This is a genomic window from Duganella flavida, assembly GCF_009857445.1.
GTDB classification, from domain to species: Bacteria; Pseudomonadota; Gammaproteobacteria; order Burkholderiales; family Burkholderiaceae_D; genus Rugamonas; species Rugamonas flavida.
Window position 1 is genome coordinate 56,083 of record NZ_WWCN01000019.1, and the last position, 18,939, is coordinate 75,021.

18 protein-coding genes and 1 pseudogene are annotated in these 18,939 nt (G+C 62.0%); 9 read left to right on the forward strand and 10 right to left on the reverse strand.

Annotated features, from left to right (window positions below; translation table 11 throughout):
- Positions 1 to 68 precede the first annotated feature (68 nt).
- Together GTP46_RS24740 and GTP46_RS24745 are read left to right on the forward strand one after the other, a co-directional pair.
- On the forward strand, positions 69 to 1,250 hold the full coding sequence (locus GTP46_RS24740; RefSeq protein WP_371869750.1) for a metal-dependent hydrolase family protein: 1,182 nt from the start codon (positions 69 to 71) through the stop codon (positions 1,248 to 1,250).
- 34 nt (positions 1,251 to 1,284) lie between these two features.
- Positions 1,285 to 1,899 (forward strand): LON peptidase substrate-binding domain-containing protein, encoded by a 615-nt coding sequence (locus GTP46_RS24745; protein ID WP_161009293.1) that lies wholly within the window; start codon positions 1,285 to 1,287, stop codon positions 1,897 to 1,899.
- Here the strand turns inward: GTP46_RS24745 and GTP46_RS24750 are convergent, their stop codons facing one another.
- From GTP46_RS24750 to trpS, 3 genes are read right to left on the reverse strand one after another with little or no spacing between them, the layout of a single operon-like run.
- Complete coding sequence (locus tag GTP46_RS24750) at positions 1,900 to 2,859, reverse strand: DMT family transporter (protein WP_161009294.1); 960 nt, start codon at positions 2,857 to 2,859, stop codon at positions 1,900 to 1,902.
- Positions 2,860 to 2,870: 11 nt separating this feature from the next.
- Complete coding sequence (locus tag GTP46_RS24755) at positions 2,871 to 3,134, reverse strand: DUF1294 domain-containing protein (RefSeq protein WP_229259082.1); 264 nt, start codon at positions 3,132 to 3,134, stop codon at positions 2,871 to 2,873.
- A 17-nt stretch (positions 3,135 to 3,151) separates the two neighbouring features.
- Complete coding sequence (gene trpS, locus GTP46_RS24760; RefSeq protein WP_161009295.1) at positions 3,152 to 4,207, reverse strand: tryptophan--tRNA ligase; 1,056 nt, start codon at positions 4,205 to 4,207, stop codon at positions 3,152 to 3,154.
- Between the two features lie 259 nt (positions 4,208 to 4,466).
- Between trpS and GTP46_RS24765 the strand changes: the two genes are divergently transcribed.
- Both GTP46_RS24765 and GTP46_RS24770 read left to right on the forward strand, forming a co-directional pair.
- Positions 4,467 to 4,706 (forward strand): hypothetical protein, encoded by a 240-nt coding sequence (locus GTP46_RS24765; RefSeq protein ID WP_161009296.1) that lies wholly within the window; start codon positions 4,467 to 4,469, stop codon positions 4,704 to 4,706.
- A gap of 40 nt (positions 4,707 to 4,746) precedes the next feature.
- Complete coding sequence (locus GTP46_RS24770) at positions 4,747 to 6,615, forward strand: CocE/NonD family hydrolase (protein WP_161009297.1); 1,869 nt, start codon at positions 4,747 to 4,749, stop codon at positions 6,613 to 6,615.
- Positions 6,616 to 6,621: 6 nt separating this feature from the next.
- On the opposite strand, the gene GTP46_RS24775 is transcribed toward GTP46_RS24770, so the two are convergent.
- Genes GTP46_RS24775 through GTP46_RS24785 form a run of 3 tightly spaced genes read right to left on the reverse strand, consistent with a single transcriptional unit; the run spans position 6,622 to position 9,327 of the window.
- Positions 6,622 to 7,413: a substrate-binding periplasmic protein gene (locus tag GTP46_RS24775; protein WP_161009298.1), complete on the reverse strand. Its 792-nt coding sequence runs from the start codon at positions 7,411 to 7,413 to the stop codon at positions 6,622 to 6,624.
- A complete protein-coding gene (locus tag GTP46_RS24780; protein ID WP_161009299.1) occupies positions 7,410 to 8,648 on the reverse strand; it encodes a TCR/Tet family MFS transporter in 1,239 nt (412 codons plus the stop codon). Before GTP46_RS24780 ends, GTP46_RS24775 begins: the two co-directional genes overlap by 4 nt.
- A 19-nt stretch (positions 8,649 to 8,667) precedes the next feature.
- Positions 8,668 to 9,327, reverse strand: coding sequence for an HD domain-containing protein (locus GTP46_RS24785; protein ID WP_161009300.1), 660 nt, complete (start codon positions 9,325 to 9,327; stop codon positions 8,668 to 8,670).
- Positions 9,328 to 9,527: 200 nt separating this feature from the next.
- Here GTP46_RS24785 and GTP46_RS24790 point away from each other — a divergent pair, with 200 nt between their 5' ends.
- Both GTP46_RS24790 and GTP46_RS24795 read left to right on the forward strand, forming a co-directional pair.
- Positions 9,528 to 10,022, forward strand: a complete 495-nt coding sequence (locus GTP46_RS24790; protein WP_161009301.1) for a chemotaxis protein CheW — start codon at positions 9,528 to 9,530, stop codon at positions 10,020 to 10,022.
- A 72-nt stretch (positions 10,023 to 10,094) separates the two neighbouring features.
- Positions 10,095 to 11,744 (forward strand): methyl-accepting chemotaxis protein, encoded by a 1,650-nt coding sequence (locus GTP46_RS24795; protein ID WP_161009302.1) that lies wholly within the window; start codon positions 10,095 to 10,097, stop codon positions 11,742 to 11,744.
- On the opposite strand, the gene GTP46_RS24800 is transcribed toward GTP46_RS24795, so the two are convergent.
- The 4 genes and pseudogenes from GTP46_RS24800 to GTP46_RS24810 form a co-directional block, all read right to left on the reverse strand.
- On the reverse strand, positions 11,745 to 12,380 hold the full coding sequence (locus tag GTP46_RS24800; RefSeq protein WP_229259083.1) for a ribonuclease HI family protein: 636 nt from the start codon (positions 12,378 to 12,380) through the stop codon (positions 11,745 to 11,747).
- Between the two features lie 20 nt (positions 12,381 to 12,400).
- Positions 12,401 to 12,835, reverse strand: a complete 435-nt coding sequence (locus GTP46_RS29955) for a hypothetical protein (RefSeq protein ID WP_371869754.1) — start codon at positions 12,833 to 12,835, stop codon at positions 12,401 to 12,403.
- Positions 12,836 to 12,931: 96 nt separating this feature from the next.
- Positions 12,932 to 13,159: pseudogene (locus tag GTP46_RS30430) on the reverse strand (YXWGXW repeat-containing protein); the annotation flags it as partial.
- 125 nt (positions 13,160 to 13,284) lie between these two features.
- On the reverse strand, positions 13,285 to 13,509 hold the full coding sequence (locus tag GTP46_RS24810; protein WP_161009305.1) for a hypothetical protein: 225 nt from the start codon (positions 13,507 to 13,509) through the stop codon (positions 13,285 to 13,287).
- A 191-nt stretch (positions 13,510 to 13,700) separates the two neighbouring features.
- Here GTP46_RS24810 and GTP46_RS24815 point away from each other — a divergent pair, with 191 nt between their 5' ends.
- From GTP46_RS24815 to GTP46_RS24825, 3 genes are all read left to right on the forward strand, one after another.
- Positions 13,701 to 16,946 (forward strand): penicillin-binding transpeptidase domain-containing protein, encoded by a 3,246-nt coding sequence (locus tag GTP46_RS24815; protein WP_161009306.1) that lies wholly within the window; start codon positions 13,701 to 13,703, stop codon positions 16,944 to 16,946.
- An 82-nt stretch (positions 16,947 to 17,028) separates the two neighbouring features.
- Positions 17,029 to 18,342, forward strand: coding sequence for a hypothetical protein (locus GTP46_RS24820; RefSeq protein ID WP_161009307.1), 1,314 nt, complete (start codon positions 17,029 to 17,031; stop codon positions 18,340 to 18,342).
- An 11-nt stretch (positions 18,343 to 18,353) separates the two neighbouring features.
- The gene (locus GTP46_RS24825; RefSeq protein WP_308495448.1) at positions 18,354 to 18,938 is read left to right on the forward strand and encodes a hypothetical protein; all 585 of its coding nucleotides are present in this window, start codon (positions 18,354 to 18,356) and stop codon (positions 18,936 to 18,938) included.
- Position 18,939 lies beyond the last annotated feature (1 nt).

The window sequence follows — 18,939 nt, forward strand, 5'->3', positions numbered from 1 at the left end:
TCTCTGTCTTAATCGGCATATTCTCGCCCGCCGCGCAGGCCGCTGACACTTTGTTAAGCGCTGCGCGTGTGTGGACGGGCGAAGGCCAGCCGCATGCCAATTGGTCGCTGCTTATCAGCGGCGGCAAGATTGTTGCCGTTGGCCCGGCCGATAAAATGAATATCCCCGCTGGCACTGAGCGTATCAGCCTGCCGGACACCACTCTGATCCCCGGTTTAATGGATTTGCACTCCCATGTGCTGCTACATCCATATAACGAAACTTCGTGGGACGACCAGGTCTTAAAGGAATCCGTCGAATACCGCACTTTGCTGGCTAGCCGCCACGCTGCTGCGACTTTACGGGCCGGATTTACCACCTTGCGCGATCTGGGCACCGAAGGCGCTTTGTATGCTGACGTGGCAATTAAAAAAGCGATTAATGACGGTGTGATACCGGGGCCGCGATTATTTATCGCCACCCGCGCCATTGTGGCCAGCGGTAGTTATGGTCCGTCGCCGCGCAGTTATCGCGCCGATGTCGATTTACCGAAAGGTGCGCAGGAAGCCAGCGGCATCGATGAAGTAGTCAAAGCGGTACGCGAGCAGGGCGCGCGCGGTGCCGACTGGATCAAGGTCTATGCCGACTACCGCACCGGCGCTGATGGCAGTTCCCACGCCACCTTCTCGCAAGCGGAGCTTGATGCGCTGGTACAAACCGCACATGAATCGGGCCGCAAGGTTGCCGCCCACGCCAGCACGGACGAGGGCATGCGCCGCGCCACGCTGGCCGGCGTCGACACCATCGAACATGGTTACGGCGGCAGCGAGGCCACCTTCAAATTGATGGCTGAACGCCACGTCGCTTATTTCCCGACCCTGACCGCGCCGGAAGCCACCAGCGAATACTTCCAGAAGCATCAGCGCGGCGGCACGCCAACGCCGTCCATGCAGGCCGCAGCGCGCGCCTTCCAGCTGGCGCGCAAGCTGGGCGTCACCATCGGTAACGGCAGCGATGTCGGCGTGTTTGCGCACGGCGATAACGAGCGCGAACTGGAGTGGATGGTCAAGCTGGGCATGACGCCGCTGGAGGCCTTGCGCGCGGCCACTGTGGTCAACGCGGCAGTGCTGGGCCAGCCCACGTTAGGCCAATTGCGAGAAGGCTTCCTGGCCGATGTGGTGGCCGTTCAGGGCGATCCAACGCAAGACATTACCGTCTTGCGAAAAGTGCAATTAGTGATAAAAGACGGAACGATTTTCATTCGTCCGTGAGCCTGTGCTGAGCATTTCGTGCGATGATAGCGAAATGCCATCAATACCTCTTTTTCCGCTGAAAACGATCTTGTTCCCTGACGGCCATTTGCCGCTACAGGTGTTTGAAGTGCGCTACCTCGACCTGGTAAAACGCTGCATCGCCAAGGGGGAAGAATTTGGCGTAGTGTCGCTGCTGGACGGCAGTGAAGTACGCGTTCCCGATCAACACGAAACCCTGTCTGGCTGCGGCACGATGGCGCGCATCCTCGACTGGAGCGCACCACTGCCGGGCCTGCTGCAAATCTCCTGCATCGGCACCACACGCTTCCAGGTCAAGGCAGCCGAGCAGCTCAAGCACGGCCTGTGGATGGCTGATGTGGAAGAGGTGGCGGAAGATATGGTGGTGCCAATTCCAGCCGAACAGCAGGACGTGGCCAACGCGCTGGGCGCGCTGATCCGCTCGCTGCAGAAGAAGCAGATTTCCACCGCCAATATGTCGCTGGCGCCGCCGTATCGGCTGGATGAGGCGGGCTGGGTGGCGAACCGCTGGTGCGAGCTGCTGCGTCTCGATATCGAAGAGAAGCAGCGCCTGCTGCTGCAGGAGAATCCCGTGCTGCGGCTGGAGCTGGTGCAGGACGTGCTCAGCGAGAACGGCCTGCTCGAATAATCAATCGGCGTGCGCTTCGGTCGGATCTTCCAGCGCGTGCACGCGCACCGACCACATCACACCAGCAATCAGCAGCACCACGGCGGCAATCTCCAGCGAGCGTGGCAGTTGCTGTTTGTAGATGAAGCCGTACAGCAGCGCGAACAGCGTTTCAAACAGGATCAGCTGGCCGGACAAGGTCAGCGGCACTTTGCGGCTGGCGACATTCCACAGGTGGTTGCCGATCACCGATGCGCCCAGTGCCAGCAGCGCATTCACAATCCAGAACACGCCCCAGTCGCGGCCGCTGGCAACGGCTGCCGCGCCGGTTACATCACTATGGAAGATGGCAAACGCCGCCAGCGAAATCACCAGCGCGATCAGGCCGCTGGAGATGCCATACAGCGACGACCACTCGCCGCTGCTAAAGTGCGGATTGCGCTTCAGGTAGCGCGCGTTATCGACCGAATACCAGGTCCAGCAAACCAGCGCGCCGGTCGCGCACAGCACGCCCAGCAGCTTGGCGTTGAACGGCATGCCGTTGCCGACATCGTGCGTGAACACGTCCACATTGATGCAGGCGATGCCGGCCGCCACCAGCAGCAGCGGCAGCATCAATTGCTTGAGCGGTACGGAGCCGTGGTCCTTGTGGCCCATCAGTGTGACGGAAATCGGCAGCACGCCGATGATCAGCGAGGTAGCCGCCACACCGGCCAATTTGACGCCCAGCGCAAGCAGCATGTAGTAGATGATGTTACCGGCCAGCGCATGCTTGACCATGGCGATGATGTCGTTGCGATCCAGGCGGCGCAGCAGCGGCGGCAGGCGCGAGCCCATCAGCGCAGCGGCGATCAGGCCGTAGGCGATGTAGCGGCCGCAAGCCATTTCCAGCGGCGTGAACGCACTGAGGAACACCGGCGTGATAAACACCATGCCCCACATGGCTCCCGCCAGCAAACCACACAACACGCCATGCCACATCGTTGCTATCCTCAAAAGAGCGTGCAGAGCCACCACACTACGGCCACGTTGGCCACGGCGCTGCACCAGTAGGCAATTTGAAAAGAAGTCTTGGCGGTTTTATGGCGCAGCGTTTGCTGCGCCAGCCAGCCGCCGGGCCAGCCGCAGAATAAGCCCAATAACAGCAGGCTGCGTTCCGAAATGCGGCGGCGCTGGTGCACCGCCGCTGACTTGTCGATCGCGTAGGCGAGGAAACAAGCGACGCTGGCGACGCCGTAGAACGACGCCAGCCACAACGCAGTCAGCGCAGGGTTCAGAAGTAGCTCAGGCCAAGCGCGGCCTTGACTTCATCGGCAGTTTTGGCGGCCACTTCGCGCGCTTGCATGGTGCCTTCTTTCAGCATCTGCATGATGTAGCCCTTGTCCTGCGCCAGTTCCTCGCGACGGGCGCGGATGGGCGCCAGCATCTCTTGCAGCACGACTTCCAGGCGTTTCTTGACGATGGAGTCGCCCAGGCCGCCGCGCACGTAGTGGGCTTTCATTTCTTCCAGCTTGTCTTTTTCCGGATCGAAGGCGTCCAGGTAGATGAAGGCGACGTTGCCTTCCAGGTGGCCAGGATCTTCCACGCGCAGGTGCAGCGGGTCGGTGTAGACCTTCTTCACGGCAGCGGTGATTTCAGCGGCGCTGGCGCCCAGGTTGATGGTGTTGCCCAGCGATTTGCTCATCTTGGCTTTGCCGTCGATGCCCGGCAGGCGGCCGATGTCCGGCACCAGTGCTTTGCACTCGACCAGGATTTCTTTATCGACGATGCGGTTGAAGCGGCGCACGATTTCGTTGGTCTGCTCGATCATCGGGATCTGGTCTTCACCAACCGGCACCAGCGTGGCCTTGAAGGCCGAGATGTCAGCAGCTTGCGAAGCAGGGTAGGTCAGGAAGCCGGCCGGAATGTCGCGTTCGAAGCCGCGCAGGGCGATTTCGGTTTTCACGGTCGGGTTGCGCTCAAGGCGGGCCACGGTGACCATGTTCAGGTAATAGAAGGTCAGTTCGGCCAGTTCCGGAATCTGCGACTGGATCAGGATGGTCGATTTGGCCGGGTCGATGCCGACGGCCAGGTAGTCCAGCGCCACTTCCACGACGTTGCGGTGCACCTTGTTGGTGTCGTCCATATTGTCGGTCAGGGCTTGCGAGTCGGCCAGCATGATGAACTGCTTGAACTGGTGCTGGTATTCGACGCGGTTACGCAGGCTGCCGACGTAGTGGCCGAGGTGCAGCGGGCCGGTCGGACGGTCGCCGGTCAGGATGATTTGCGGACCTTTTGGTGCGACGGCGACGGCGACGGCTTCGGTGTTGGACTGTTCAGGCAGACTCATCAGGGTTCCTTGGGATTGCTATTGTTTGCCCCAGCCCGATGCGCGGATGTAAAAACGCCACCAGACGAGGGCGGCGTTGATAAAAATATCACATCACTAGTGTAGACAGTGGCCGCTCATGCTCGGAGCGGCGCCAATACGTGCAGGTGTGAAGTGGGGCATAAAAAATCATGGCCGTATGGTTGCAGTTTGGTGGCGGTCTGTCAAGTTCAGGAACTGTTTTGGCTGGGACGCGATCTAAGCGAAAAAGGAGAATAAAATGACTAATAACTTCAATATGGTGGCTTTTATGGACGCACTGGTCGAAGGCGGATTTTCAGAGAAGCAGGCCAAGGCATTAGCGAACGCCATGTTTCAGCTGATTGATACGCACTTGGTAACAAAGGATTACCTCGACATGCGCCTGGCACAACTGAAATCCGAGATGATCCAGTGGATGGTCGGTCTGATGGTCGTGCAATCGGGCGTAACGGCAGTACTCTTTAAACTCTTGCATTAGTGGTATATTGCTCCACCGGAAACGTTCCCGTGGAGCCGATATGCGTCGTACCGTTGTTGCCGCCTTGCTTGCCCTGTCCTTCCCAGCCTTCGCGCAGACGCCTGCGATGGCGCCGGACATTCCCGCCAAATTCGATACCGTCATCCCCAACGCCGACTACATCAAGCGCGATGTCATGATCCCGATGCGCGACGGCGTCAAGCTGCACACGGTGATCGTCATTCCTAAAGACGCCCAGCGCGCACCGATTGTCCTGACCCGCACCCCATACAACGCCAGCGGCCGTGCCAGCCGCAACATCAGCCCCAGCATCGCCGCCACGGTCGGGCAGGGCGATGAGACCATGGTCGGCGAAGGCTATATCCGCGTGTTTCAGGACGTGCGCGGCAAATACGGCTCCGAAGGCGATTATGTGATGACTCGCCCGCTGATCGGCCCGCTTAACGCCACCCGCACCGACCACGCCACCGACGCCTGGGACACCATCGACTGGCTGGTCAAGAACGTCCCCGAATCCAATGGCAAAGTCGGCATGATAGGCTCGTCCTACGAAGGCTTCACCGTGCTGATGGCGCTGACCGACCCGCACCCGGCGCTCAAAGTCGCCGTGCCGATGAGTCCAATGGTCGACGGCTGGCGTGGCGACGACTGGTTCCACAACGGCGCCTTCCGCATGCCTAACCTGGGCTACATCGCCGGCCAGACCGGTGCCAAGAGCGGCGGCAAGCCATTGGCCACCGGCGTCTACGACGATTACGAAGGCGTGCTGCGTGCCGGCTCAGTCTCTGCCTATGCCGCCAAATTCGGCATCGACCAGCTGAACTTCACCAAGAAACTGTTCGAGCATCCGGCCTATGACAGCTATTGGCAGCATCAGGCGCTGGACAAGATCCTCGCCAAAAAAGCGCTGAAAGTGCCGACCATGACTGTGGTCGGCTACTGGGACCAGGAAGACATCTACGGCGCCTACGCCGTCTATGGTGCGCTGGAACCGAAGGACACCGCCAACGACAAGAACTTCCTGGTCGTCGGCCCGTGGCGCCACAGCGGCGTCAATTACGAAGGCTCCAGCCTTGGCGTGTTCAAGTTCACCGGCGACACCGCACTGGAATTTCGCCGCGACGTCATGCAGCCCTTCCTCGACCAATACCTGAAAGATGGTGCGCCTGCCGCCGATACGCCGCCAGTGCTGTTCTACCAGACCGGCATCAACCGCTGGCAGAAGCTGCCGCAATGGCCGGTGGCGCAGCAGCTCAAGCCGATCTACCTGCAGAACGGCTTCAAGCTCGGCTTCGACGCACCGCAAGAGGGCTACGACGAATACGTGTCCGACCCGGCCAAGCCGGTGCCGTTCGTGCCGCGTCCGGTGCGTATGGGCGATGGCAATGTGTGGAAGCCATGGCTGGTAAGCGACCAGCGCTCCGTTTCCGACCGCACCGACGTGCTGAGCTACATGACCGAGCCGTTGAAAGCCAAAGTGCAAATCGCCGGCCAGACCATGGTTAACCTGCAGGCCGCCACCACCGGCACCGATGGTGACTGGGTGGTGAAGCTGATCGACGTCTATCCGGACGAAGTGCCGTCGCAGCCGGAGCTGGGCGGTTACCAGTTGCCGATTGCGATGGACATCTTCCGTGGCCGCTACCGCAACAGCCTTGAAACGCCGTCGCCGATTCCGGCCAACGAAGTACAGCGCTACCGCTTCGCACTGCCGAACGCCAACCACGTCTTCCTGCCGGGCCACCGCATTATGGTGCAAGTGCAATCGAGCTGGTTCCCGCTGTACGACCGCAATCCGCAAACCTATGTGCCGAACATCTTCTACGCCAAGCCATCCGACTACCAGAAGGCGACGCTGAAAGTGTTCCACAACAGCGCGCTGGAGTTGCCCGTGGTGGAGTCCAAATAAAGTGTTTTAGCGCGGGCGTACGCTGTCGTTTAGCACGTCCGCGCGGAAGTAACGCAGGTAGCCTTCCATGATCTGGTTGGTCTTACCGGCTTTGTCCAGCGCGTCGCGGATGGTGGCCTGGTCTTCCGGCTTGAGCGCGTTGGAGATGTAGGCGCCGCTCTGGTGCCACGGCAGTTCGGGAATGGCTTCGGCTTTCAGCTTCTCCTGCATGCCGTGCACGCGCGGGTCGCGGCGGATGGCGCCTGCCAGCAGCGTCGGGCCCATGATGGTGACATCGGCCGAACCGGCTTGCAGCAGGCGCGCTACCGCAATCACGTCCACTTGCACAAACAGACGGCCTTGCTTTTGCAGCTCTTCGATCAGCGCCGAGTAAGCCTCGCCGTAATCGAAGCCGCGTACTACGGCCACGCGCAGTTCTTTGCGTGCCAGCAGGTCTTGCGCGCTGGTGATGGGCGCCCGGCCGTTGTTCACGGAGATCAGCATGGCGCGATGATTGATCATCGGCATAAAGGTGCCGAACTTGTCGCGTGCAGGCGTGCGCGAGGCCGGCACCAGTACGTCCGCCGTACCGGCATTGAACATCGCCACTTGCCGCGCACGCGGCACCACGGTGAAGGCGAACTGGCAGCCGGCCTTGGAGCCGATGGCGCGCAGCAGGTCAGGATAAATGCCTTTCACGGTCAGGCCATCGATCATCACGCTGGCGCCGTTGGCCGACACTGGCACCGAGATTTCACGCGAGCAGCCGGCAACGGCGTTCTGCGCGATGAGCGCAGCAAACAGTAAGGCCAGCTTCATGGCTGCACCGCATGCTTGCCGAAGTAGCGCTGCGCCACGAAGATGCCCAGCGTTTGCATGATGGCGCACAGGTAGAAGGTGCTGCCAACACGCCAATCGCTGGACGACAGGTGACTCACTTCACCCAAAATCGCAGAACCCAGCAGCGGCATGAAGATCACGCCCACACTGCTGATCGATTGCAGTGATCCCATTAACTCGCCTTGTTCGTTCGGCGGCGTGGTCTTGGAAATGATGCTTTGCAGGGCAGGGCCGATGGCAAACGACAGCACATTGCACAGGATGAGCACATACATCATCCAGCCCTGCGTGGCGAGGCCGTACAGCAAATAGGTGATCGCGCCGGACACCATGCCCAGCACCGACAGCCGCACTTCACCGAAGCGCTTGATCAGCACCCCGAGCAGGCCAGCCTGCACCACGGCCGCCGTCAGGCCGACGCAAAACAGCGCCGCGCCGTTCTGGCCTGGCGTCCAGTTGAAGCGGAAGGTGGTGTACAGCACCCAGGTGGTTTGCAGCATCATGGCCGCCAGCGTGACCAGCGTGTAGGTCACCACCAGACCGCGAATGTCGGTGCGGCCTATCAGCTTGGCCAGTGCGCCGAGCGGATTAATCTTCGATAGCTGGAACGGCGCGCGACGATCTTGCGGCAGCGATTCCGGTACGATGAAATAGCCATACAAAAGATTGGCAGTCGACAGCGCACCGGCCACGTAGAACGGCAAGTGCAGGTCAACGCTGCCGAGTAGCCCGCCCAGCATCGGACCGCAAATGAAGCCGAGGCCAAACGCCGCCCCGACTTTGCCGAAGCTCTTGGCGCGGTTTTCCGGCGTCGAGATATCCGACGCATAGGCCGAAGCCACCGACATGCTGGCCGACGACATGCCGCCGATCACACGGCCGATAAACAGGCAAGCCAGGTTCGGCGCCCACGCGGTGGTGAAGAAGTTAATCGCCATGCCGGCCATGGAATACAGCAGCACCGGACGGCGGCCGACACGGTCGCTGATCGCGCCCAGCATGGGCATGAACAGGAACTGCATCAGGCCAAAGACGGCGCTCATCACGCCATACCAATAGGCTTGGTTCTCGCGCGTGCCGGTGAACTCGCCCACCAGCACCGGCAGCACGGGCACAATCAGCCCGATGCCCAGCATGTCAATAAATACGCAGATCAGTACAAAATTCAGATTGCCTGAGGATGCAGGTAATGCAGGTGATGCAGGTTTGCTCATGGGGACTCGAAATATCAGGTTACGGCGCGGCCGGGCTGGCGGCCCATTCCGCAATAAAGTTATCGCGGAAGGCGATCAATTCGTTCAGGCGCGTTTCGGCCAGACGGCGGCCAGCGGCGGTTTGCATTTTGCCGGGCAGGGTGGCCAGCTTGGTGTTGATGTGGTCCAGTGCGTAGGCGCGGTCGTCCAGTTCGCGGTGCAGCGCCATTGGATCGTCGGCGTGTGCCAGGCCTGCGCCCATGCGTCCCGCCGTGTAGAACAAGCGCGCCAGGCCCACTGCACCGAGTGCGTCCAGCCGGTCGGCATCTTGCACGATTTTGGCTTCGATGGTTTCAGGGCGGATGCCGGCCGAGAAGCTATGACTCTCGATGGCGTGCGCCACGGCGGCCAGCTTATTCGGCGGGAAGTCCAGCTCCGCCAGCTGGCGGCTGGCCAGCAGCGCGGCCTTGCGCGAAGCCGTGTGACGTTCGGGATCGTTCTTGGGCAGGTTGACCAGATCGTGGAGATAACATCCAGCTAACACGATCAGCGCGTCGGCATCGGGATAATCGTCCAGCAGCAGGCTGGCATTGCGCCACACGCGGTGTAGATGGTTGGTGTCGTGAGCGCCGTCTATCCCTTGGGCTGCGTTAGCCAAAGCGACCAGGCGCGGGTGCCAGCTGGTGAGCAAGCTATTCATCGGTCTCCCTGAAGTCTGATGATTTTGCTCAGATCATACAGGCTCGCGCTGGGCTTGTGCAGGCTAAAACCCATGGTTGAAATAATAATCTGATTCTTGCAATAAGTTTATTTATTGCCGTAACGCATTTATTTGGTGCTATTGATCTTGACTTGCGGTAACATTGCGGCCAATAACTTTAGCACTGAAGGAAAAATTCCATGTCTAACGTAAGCGAACTGCACGCAGCAACCGCCAACGCCGCCGAGTACCTGGCCTTTACCCTGGGCAATGAAGAATACGGCATCGACATTCAAAAAGTCGGCGAGATCCGCAGCTATGAAGCGCCGACCCGCATTGCCAATGCGCCGGACTTCGTCAAGGGTGTCGTCAACCTGCGCGGCATCATCGTGCCTATCGTTGACATGCGCATCAAGTTCAACCTCGGCACCCCGACCTATGACCAGTTCACCGTGGTCATCATCCTCAACATCGGCCACCGCGTGGTGGGCATGGTGGTGGATCGCGTGTCGGACGTGACCACGCTGCTGCCGGAACAAATCAAGCCAACGCCGGAAATCGGTTCGGCCCTGAACACCGACCATATCGTCGGCCTGGGCACCATCGACGACCGCATGCTGATCCTGGTCGATATCGACAAGCTGATGTCCAGCGCCGATATGGGTCTGATCGAGAACACCGCACTGGCAGCGTAATTCTCGCCGGGCAGGTCCCGATGCTGGTCCCGTGGTTTTGTTTTTGATTTACTGTGAGAGGTAGGTGCAAGAATGAATATGTTGGCGAATATCAGTATCGGCAAACGCCTGGCGTTAGGCTTCACGATCATCCTGGCGTTTGCGATGCTCATCACCGGCATCAGCGTCTGGCGCCTGCAGGGCGTGGCATCGGCCACCAGCGAGATGATGGAAGTCCCGCTGGCCAAGGAGCGTATGATCTCCGACTGGTCAGGCAAAATTGATAGCGGTATCCGACGCACCACCGCTATCGCGCGCAGCAGCGACGCATCCCTCGGCGCCTATTTCGCCGAGGAGTCCAAGGCCTCTTCGGCCGCTTCCTCCGAACTGCAAAAGAAAATTGAAGGACTGATCTCCGACGCGGATGAGAAGGAGCTGTTCGGCCGCATCGGCGAGCAGCGCAAAGTCTACCTGTCGTCGCGCGACCAGATCGCCAAGCTGAAGACCGCAGGCGAACTGGAAGAAGCTAACAAAATTTTTGAAACGGTTTTCCGTCCGGGCACGGCGTCTTACCAGGCCTTGATCGTTGAGCTGTTGAAGATGCAGCGCGCGAAAATCGATGCGGCAGCGGAGCATATTCAGGAAGTGGCGTCGAGCAGCCGCAAGCTGCTGTATGCGCTGGCCGTGCTGGTGCTGGCGTTTGGCGTGACCTGTGCATGGCTGCTCACTACCGGCATCACCGGTCCGCTGCAAGAGGCGGTATCGGCGGCGCGCCGTGTCGCCAGCGGTGACCTGACTGGCCATATTGACGACAGCGCCAAGGATGAAACGGGCCAGCTGCTGTCGGCGCTGAAGGACATGAATGCGGCGCTGCTGGGCATTGTGACTGAGGTGCGTAGCGGGACCGATCATATTACTACTTCGTCGTTTGAAATCGCGCAGGGCAACCAGGATCTGTCGCGCCGCACCGAGCAGCAGGCGGGCGCGTTGGAGGAGACGGCGTCGTCGATGGAAGAACTGACGTCGACCGTGAAGCACAACGCGGACAATGCGCGCCAGGCCAACCAGCTGGCGGCATCGGCAGCGCAGGTGGCTGTCAAAGGCGGCGATGTGGTGGCGCAGGTGGTTGGTACGATGGATTCGATCAACCAGTCGTCCAGCAAGATCGTGGACATTATCGCGGTGATCGACGGTATCGCGTTCCAGACCAATATTCTGGCGTTGAATGCGGCGGTTGAAGCGGCACGTGCTGGTGAACAGGGCCGTGGCTTTGCGGTAGTGGCGTCGGAAGTGCGTAATCTGGCGCAACGTTCGGCGTCGGCGGCCAAGGAGATCAAGGCCCTGATTGGTGATTCGGTTGAGAAGGTTAATCTCGGCAGCAAGCTGGTGGCCGATGCTGGCAGCACGATGGGCGAGATTGTCGCCAGCGTGCAGAAGGTCAGCGACATGATCAGCGAGATCACGGCGGCCAGCAGCGAGCAAAGCGCCGGCATCAATGAAGTGAATCATGCGATCGGCTCGATGGATGCGGTGACGCAGCAGAATGCGGCGCTGGTGGAGGAGGCTGCGGCGGCGGCGGAATCCATGCAGCAGCAGGCAGCAGCGTTGGCGCAGGCGGTAAGCGTGTTCAAAGTGAACGACACGGTGACGGCATTTGCACCGCGCCGCAAGGCCACCGCCACCGCCTCATTGCACACACCATCCTCCAGCCGTCTCGCGCTGAAACTGACCCGCCGCGCTTAATCAGCCAGCGACGGCTTGCTGCGACAAGCGGTCCGCGTCACCATTACGGTGGCGCGGCACCCAGCGCAGCTGAACTTCCCCAAGCTGCGACATCAGCGCTACGACCCGGGCGCGATGCTCTTCCAATCCCTTCGCTCCGCGCACCGCGCCGAGATTCACATCATTCACCACCACCTGGCTATCACCGCAAACGGCCAGCCCACTCGCGCCCATCTCGACGGCCGCCTCCAGCAACGCCGTCAACGCCAGATACTCCGCCTCGCTGCTGTTGCCATGCCCTTCGCGGCGGCTGATCTCCACGCGCTGTCCATCCGGCCCGCACAACAGTGCACCAATGCCGATCTGCCCCGGATTCGGATGGGCCGAACCATCAAACCATCCACGCCAAGCGGCGGATGTTTGCAAGCTCGCCTTGCGCGCCGCCAGCTTGTGCGCGGCGTGCGCTTGTCTGGCCAGACGCCGTTCCTCATCGCGCAGCCGCAGCTGTTCGCGATCCGCCAACAACTGCGCCAGTCCCGCCGCACCGGCGGCCAGCGTCAACACCTGCGACAAAGCCTGCGCCTCACTCAATTGCATGCGCGCCGCCAAACGACGCGCGGCCACGCGCTCGCCCTTGAAGGCTGCCGTGACCAACATCTCAAACTCAAAATTTTCCATTAATCGCGACGACGGTTGTCCGGATGCTGATCATACCTGTTCGGCACACCATCGCCATCGCGATCGCGGTCGTAGCGATTCGGGATACCGTCATGATCACGGTCGCCGTAGCCACGACGATCGCCGCGATTGTCATGCCGGTCGTAGCGATTTGGGATGCCGTCATGATCGCGGTCGCCATTCGGGCCGCGATCCCAGCGTGCTTCCTCACGATACCAGCGGCCATCGCGTTGTTCCCAGCGCGGCTGCGCGTATACATAGCCCGGACGCGAAGCGATCCAACTGCCGCCGATCCAGACATGACGACTTACACGCCAGTCCCAGTAGCCCGGCGACCAAACGTAGCCGGGACGCGGCGCAGGAATAACCTCATAGCGTGGAGGCGGTGGCGCGACGGTAATGTAATCGCCGCGTGACGGGCCATTATCAACCATCACCCAGCCGGCAGGGCTCAAACGCCAGCCGCCATCGGCGCGTACCCATTCAGCGGGACGCCAGTAGCTGCCGACACGTTCGCGCTCCCAGTGGCCGCCGGCCCAAATGTGGCGATAACCATCCCAGTTCCAGTAGCCGGGCGCCCAGACGTAGCCGTGACGCGGCGCTGGCACGCTTTCAAAACGGGCCGGTGGCGGGGCATTGCCGATGACGACGCTGACGCCGACTTGCGCCGATGCGATGGTTGGTACAAAAGCTGCGGCGCTCAAGGTGAGCAGGGTAGCAGCGAAAAGTGGCTTGATCATGATAGCGTCCTCCGTCATTCTGGCTGCGCTGGTGTCAGCGCTTGGACGAACTATATCAAGCGGTACAAGGCCTTGCAGTGGATGATGCAGTTTTTTACATATGACACAAAGCTGCGCATTGCTGCGTTAGATAACGCACAGAGTCAGATGGCATCTGCCTTCTTGGCTTCCGCAGCCAGCGTGGTAGCGCGTTCTTCCAGCAGCGAGTGCAGCTTCTGTTCAGCCGTCAGGCGCTTGGCGCTGACGACCACCACTTGCATGTTTGGATCTTGCGCTTGTGCGGCCGATTTATCCAGAGCGTAGCTTGCGCCGCAAGCCAGAGCCACAGTCACGACGAACAGGGCTTCGAAGTTTTTCAGGACGTTCATTTTGCTTCCTTTCGACAGTTAAAGTGTGTTTCGATGTGCTCACTGTATCCAATGCCCCGTCAAGCCGCGACGTGATTGCGACGAGCGGTGATTTTTGCGGTGCAAAATGCATTTTGGCGCGATAAGAAGCGTGTTTTTCCTTGTCCCTCTGCTAAGCAAAAGCGGATTCCGACCATTAGCGTGAGGGGCATATGCCGCGATTCTTCCACTCCATCCTGCAAGCCTGGGCCGAGCGCCGGCGCACCCGCCGCCGCAGTGCCAACCTGCGTGCAGGTCAGCGCAAGCTGACGCTTGTGCCGTCAATCCGCACTGCAGCATCGCGCCCCAGGCATTTGGTTTGGATTGCGGCTGCAGGCTTGTGCGCGCTGCTCGGCGGCGGTGCGCTGATCGCCGGCCATGCACGCCATCTGGCTGCGGCTACCGCCAGCACGCCGCAGTCGGCCGCCAACGTCCGTGCGGCCAACGCTTACCAATCCGTCCTGCCGGGCATCGTCTTCACCGTGCCGGAGCAGGCATCCATCACCACCACGCTGCATCCAGCTGGCGCCTTGCTGATCGCCTCCGGCCTGCAAGCCGCGCCGCCGGTGCGTGTGGACCTGTGCAGCCAAATGCGCAGCGCAGCCGATCCGCGACTGCTGCCGCTGCGCCTCGGCTACCGCTTCGACGACGTCAAACGCTGGGTCGCCCGCAACCAGGAAGCCGATGTGCAAATCGCACTGCGCAATGTCCTGCTGGTGGCCGACCGTAGCGCCGACGCCATCCCCGAAATCCAGATCGAAGGCACGGCCCGCGCCGACTTCACCGATCCACTGAGCGAACCACTGCAACTGAGTTGGCATAGTCAACGGGCCGACACGCGCTGGCTCAGTGACGCCAGTTTCGGCCAGATCGAGCAAGGCGCCAGCGGCCAGGTTGCGCTGCGCCAGCAAGGCTGGCTGCTGTGGGGCGCGTCGTCCGCCTTGCGCATCGAACGCCGCGCCAACGCCATGTGTCCGCAGGCCGGCGAACTGCTGGTGCAAATGTACCGCCCGGCCACGTCGATCGCTGGTCCCGCACTGGTCACCGCTTTTCCTGCGCGCGGACGCGCCGTCAACGCCTTCCTGGCTCCTGGGCAGTACCAGGTCCCACGCGCCGCAGCGGGCGAGCTGGAAGACCAGTCCCTGTTCGAACAGCTGCAAGCGCAAGGCCTGATCCGCATCAGCGCAAGCGGCGCGATTGAACTCGCCCCACGCGATCTGCCACAATGGCAAGCTGCAGGCAGCACGGAACGCGCCGCCGAACTGCGCGACTGGAAGCAAATCAAACCCGGTCCGGACACGCACAAACTCTTCAAGCGCCTTTACTATCAGGCTGACGGCGCGTACGTGCGTCAGCAAATCGACATCTACAACAGCGAGCGCCGCTTGCTCGCGTGGCGCATCAAAGCACCCGATGGCCTTGCGCTGGAGTGGTCGGCCAGTACCGGCGGCGTCGCCAACGGCAGCGCGCCGGTGATGGTCGCCACCACCAGCCAGATGCCGGTGGCTGCGGCGCGCCTGTTCGCATCGCTGCCGCAAGGCTGGCAACAATGGACCCGCGTCGCTCGCTGGCCGCAAGCCGGCGAGGGCAATGGCACCCGTCCCGTCGTACGATTGTCGCTATCCCTGCCGCGCGCAGCCAGCGGCGGTGAAGTGCTGCACCTGCTGCTCGCAGGCCGTTTAGGCGGCATCGCCGGCGCCAACGCCCAGGTGACGCCGGCCTGCACGGGCCGCGTATGCGCCAGCAGCAGCGACGTCCAGCACATCGTGCTCACGCTGCAAGCTGGCGCCCGCAGCGTACAACTGGATGTCGAACCGCTAGACTTCAGCGCACCGGAAGACCAGAAATATCGCCACCTGCGCATCGTTGCCGGACGCCTGGTCTGGCAGCCGCTCGCGCAAGCCGACAATATCGCCGCCCGCAGTACCGCGCCATCCCCCGTTCAACTGCAAGACCGCAATGGCACCGCGCTTTGGAGCGACGGCGCACCCACCGAATCCGCCATCGAAGCTGGCCTCGCGCCGCTGCTCGGTGTGAATCCCGAACACGCCAACAGTATCGCCGGCATGCTGGCCCGCCTGCCGGCAAGCGACGGCGCTGTCAATGCGCGCCTCACGCTGGACCTGCCATTGCAAGCCCTCAGCCAGCACGTGCTCGATTGCGTCGCCATGCAGCGCGGACGCTGGGAGTCTGGCCGCTGTGCGTTCGGCCGGTCCGTGCCTGAAGGCCGCCACGCCGGCATCGTCATCCTCGACACCGAAACCGGTGACATCCTCGCCGCAGCCGGAGCAGGTGCGGGCAACGTCACCAGTGCCAACTGGGCCGAAGTGCGTGATTTTGACCGCACCAGCCCCGCGCGCAGCCCATTGCGCCTGCCGGCCTTGCAGCACGACGGCGGCGCACACCAAAGCCCCGGCTCGACTTTCAAAGTCGTCAGCGCACTCGGACTGGAAATCGCCGCCCAAAGCGATCCGCAAATCGATGCGCTGCTGGGGGGGATGCCGCTCGCCGCGATCAACAAGCTGGCGGCGCAGCGCGGCTACGGCTTCCAGACCGACGCCGCCAGCTATCCGCTCAATCCGCGCCTCGCTCACATCACCAACTACCGTGAACAAAGCCTGGACCGGCGCGCGCAGGAAGGTCGCCTCGGACTGGCGCAAGCGTTGACCTATAGCCTGAATACCTGGTTCGCATGGTCGAGCGAACTGAGTGACCGCAGCCTGTTCGGTCGTCCGGACGGCGGCGCGCCTGACCTGCAAGCGCTGGATGCGGATGCGCTGGACGGCATCCGTCCCATCGTCGCTGCCGCGCACCGCCTCGGATTTGAACAGGCCTTGCGACTGGACGGCGGCCTGCTGCCGCCCGATTTCAACTGGCGCGCGTGGGACGCACTGCAATCCACGCCGGCCCACATGGATCCAATCCATACCCGGCACGAATTGCGGCAGATGGCGATTGGCCTGCGCATGCAGGTCACGCCGCTGCAAATGGCGTTGGCGTCAGCAGCGGTGGGGCAGGGGCACGTGGTCGCGCCGCGCATACTGCTGTCGCTGGGGCGCAAGGACAGCGCCGTGCCGGCGTCGCGGCCGCTGGGCATACGGCTGGACCGCATCAAGGCCGGCATGAAAGGCGTGGTCGATGTCGGCACCGGTGCGGGCGCGTTTCGCGGTCCGGCGCTGGCCGCCGTGCGTACGGGCTTGTACGGCAAGACCGGCACCGCGCCGACCGGCGACGATACGGCCACGGTCTGGTTCACCGGCTGGCTGGAAGCGGGCAGCTTGCCCGGCCAGGCGCACCGGCTGGCGATGGCTGCTTTCGTCAGCCACTCGGATGCCACCGGCGGCGAGCATGCAGCGCCGGTAATCGCTGCCATCCTGTCCGCGCTGGCCGCCCAGAACATTGAACAGAAGGGGAAATAGCCTTGTAAACGGAATAATGAAAACGGCCTTTTTATGGCATGCTTGAGGAGCCATTTGATTTATTCAACTCATACAGGATTTTATGCGCTTGCCAGGAACCCGCTACCAAGAGCATGGCTGGGAACAAGTGCGCAAGCTGCTGGGACACTGCTCGTTGCAGGCCTTTCGGCAGATTGAAATGCACCATGTGCTCGACCCCGCGCAGCACGCAGCGCTGCTGGACGCCTATACCGATGCGGTAGCGGCCTCCTTGCGCCTCAACGCCCGCAATGCGCGCGGCGAGGCCGAGGGCAATAGCTACGGCGAGAGTGTGTATGAATTATCGCTAGGCCTGTTGTATGAATTGCAGGCGCAGACCGCATACTGGACGGCGTTTGTCTTGGCCATGGCGGCTGAGCATACGCGCAGCGGCGCGTTCTGGCACGATGCGGCGGCCGAGGGCGTGCTGCGCAAGAAGGTCAACGATATGTATGCCACCTTGCGCGACAAGGTCGATGCGGACAACTACATGGTCGCTACAGGACGCGAGTGCTCGCCTAACAAAATTTACACTTACCGCATGCTGGATACGGCGTATCGCGAGATATCTGGTCTGTTTGCGGCTTGGGAGCAGCATGCCGCGCAGGTTGGGGCGATCCTTGGGCGCCCGCTGGCCGGCACGCCGATTGAGGTGCGGCAGTTGAAGTCTATCAGCGCCTGCAAGGCGGAGTGGATTATCCGCTGGAGCGAATCGCAGGCGCAGTTTGGCGGTTCCCCGGGGCCGCTGCACACCAAGTCCAAGCGCTTCGCCAGCCTGAAAAATAGTCCGGACAAGATTGCGGTGCTGTTGGCGGAAATCGGCGACTACGAAGAGCTGTCTGCCAATATGGACAGCGCGGATGATGGTCTCGGCGAGGCCGGCGAAGCGGCAGCCTGGCTGGAAGACTACTGGCGCGTGATGGGCGAGTCCGAGCAGGCCGAGGCCAGCGGCCAGCCGCACGACGAAGACCGCATCCTTGCCGCGCCGCTGCCCGACGACGATGTCGAAGCTGTTGCCGAGGACACGCATCTGGAGAGCGGGGAGGCTGCCGATAGCGCCGAACTGGCCGTCGAACAGGCGCGCGCCGGCGAACTTTCCCTGCCCCTCCGCTATCTTGAATTGGCACGGGCAGCGCAGGAAACCGGTAGCTGGACCGTCCGCATGATGCGCGACGAATCGCTACCGATCCGCCTGGCCGTCTACCACAAGCTGCTGGGCGCGGACGACGACACTTACCCGGACGCCTGGCTGGACCCGGCCACCGGCGAGCTGCCAACCTTGCAGCAATTGGCGGTGCTGGACCAGATTTCGATGCCGACGCTGCGCAAGCGCCGGAATGAAGCAATCGCCAGGCTGCAAACAGCGGGCGCGCGATGAAGGAGAACGATTTGAACTCAGCACAAGATGATCTGGATGCGCGCCTGCGTGAAAGCGTGTTGTTGTCGCAGCCAGTGCCGGGCGACCGCCTGATGCTGGCCGACGCCACGCTGCTGGCGGCGCTGGACGGCACGCGTCCCCTGACGCCGAATGAGCGCCAAGCCTTGTCCGCATCGCCGCTGACTTTGCGGCGCTTCCGCCAGTTGTCGCTACAACGGCAGGCGGCTGGGCAGTCGGCAGCCAATGATCCGGTGTGGACCGGCAGCAGCGGCATGCTGCGCGCTGCGTCGACTGCATCGGCGGCCCAGGCACTGGAGTCGCTGGTGACGGACGACGGCCATTGGACGTTGCATTTCCTGCCGCAGGATGGCGGCTGGCAGGTGATCCTCGGGCTATCGGCGGAGGCGCCGTTCGCCGCGCGCCTGTTGCGCGAACAACCGCAGTTACGCGTGATCGATGGCGGTGGCGCGATTGTGCTACAGGGCCGCCTCGATGCGGACGGCGAGTGCGAACGCGTCTGGCCGTTTGCGACTGCGCCTGCATCGCATTTTCAACTATATGGAGCCGGCTTTGCCGTTGAACCGGTAGCGCCGTAAT

Bases quoted from the DNA above. Each gene is read 5' to 3' on its own strand.
- GTP46_RS24795 (WP_161009302.1), top strand. From the start codon at position 10,095: ATGAATATGTTGGCGAATATCAGTATCGGCAAACGCCTGGCGTTAGGC.
- GTP46_RS24815 (WP_161009306.1), top strand. From the start codon at position 13,701: ATGCCGCGATTCTTCCACTCCATCCTGCAAGCCTGGGCCGAGCGCCGG.
- GTP46_RS24750 (WP_161009294.1), bottom strand. From the start codon at position 2,859: ATGTGGCATGGCGTGTTGTGTGGTTTGCTGGCGGGAGCCATGTGGGGC.
- GTP46_RS24820 (WP_161009307.1), top strand. From the start codon at position 17,029: ATGCGCTTGCCAGGAACCCGCTACCAAGAGCATGGCTGGGAACAAGTG.
- GTP46_RS24790 (WP_161009301.1), top strand. From the start codon at position 9,528: ATGTCTAACGTAAGCGAACTGCACGCAGCAACCGCCAACGCCGCCGAG.
- GTP46_RS24800 (WP_229259083.1), bottom strand. From the start codon at position 12,380: ATGTTGGTCACGGCAGCCTTCAAGGGCGAGCGCGTGGCCGCGCGTCGT.
- GTP46_RS29955 (WP_371869754.1), bottom strand. From the start codon at position 12,835: ATGGTTGATAATGGCCCGTCACGCGGCGATTACATTACCGTCGCGCCA.
- GTP46_RS24770 (WP_161009297.1), top strand. From the start codon at position 4,747: ATGCGTCGTACCGTTGTTGCCGCCTTGCTTGCCCTGTCCTTCCCAGCC.
- GTP46_RS24765 (WP_161009296.1), top strand. From the start codon at position 4,467: ATGACTAATAACTTCAATATGGTGGCTTTTATGGACGCACTGGTCGAA.
- GTP46_RS24745 (WP_161009293.1), top strand. From the start codon at position 1,285: ATGCCATCAATACCTCTTTTTCCGCTGAAAACGATCTTGTTCCCTGAC.
- GTP46_RS24785 (WP_161009300.1), bottom strand. From the start codon at position 9,327: ATGAATAGCTTGCTCACCAGCTGGCACCCGCGCCTGGTCGCTTTGGCT.
- trpS (WP_161009295.1), bottom strand. From the start codon at position 4,207: ATGAGTCTGCCTGAACAGTCCAACACCGAAGCCGTCGCCGTCGCCGTC.
- GTP46_RS24810 (WP_161009305.1), bottom strand. From the start codon at position 13,509: ATGAACGTCCTGAAAAACTTCGAAGCCCTGTTCGTCGTGACTGTGGCT.
- GTP46_RS24780 (WP_161009299.1), bottom strand. From the start codon at position 8,648: ATGAGCAAACCTGCATCACCTGCATTACCTGCATCCTCAGGCAATCTG.
- GTP46_RS24775 (WP_161009298.1), bottom strand. From the start codon at position 7,413: ATGAAGCTGGCCTTACTGTTTGCTGCGCTCATCGCGCAGAACGCCGTT.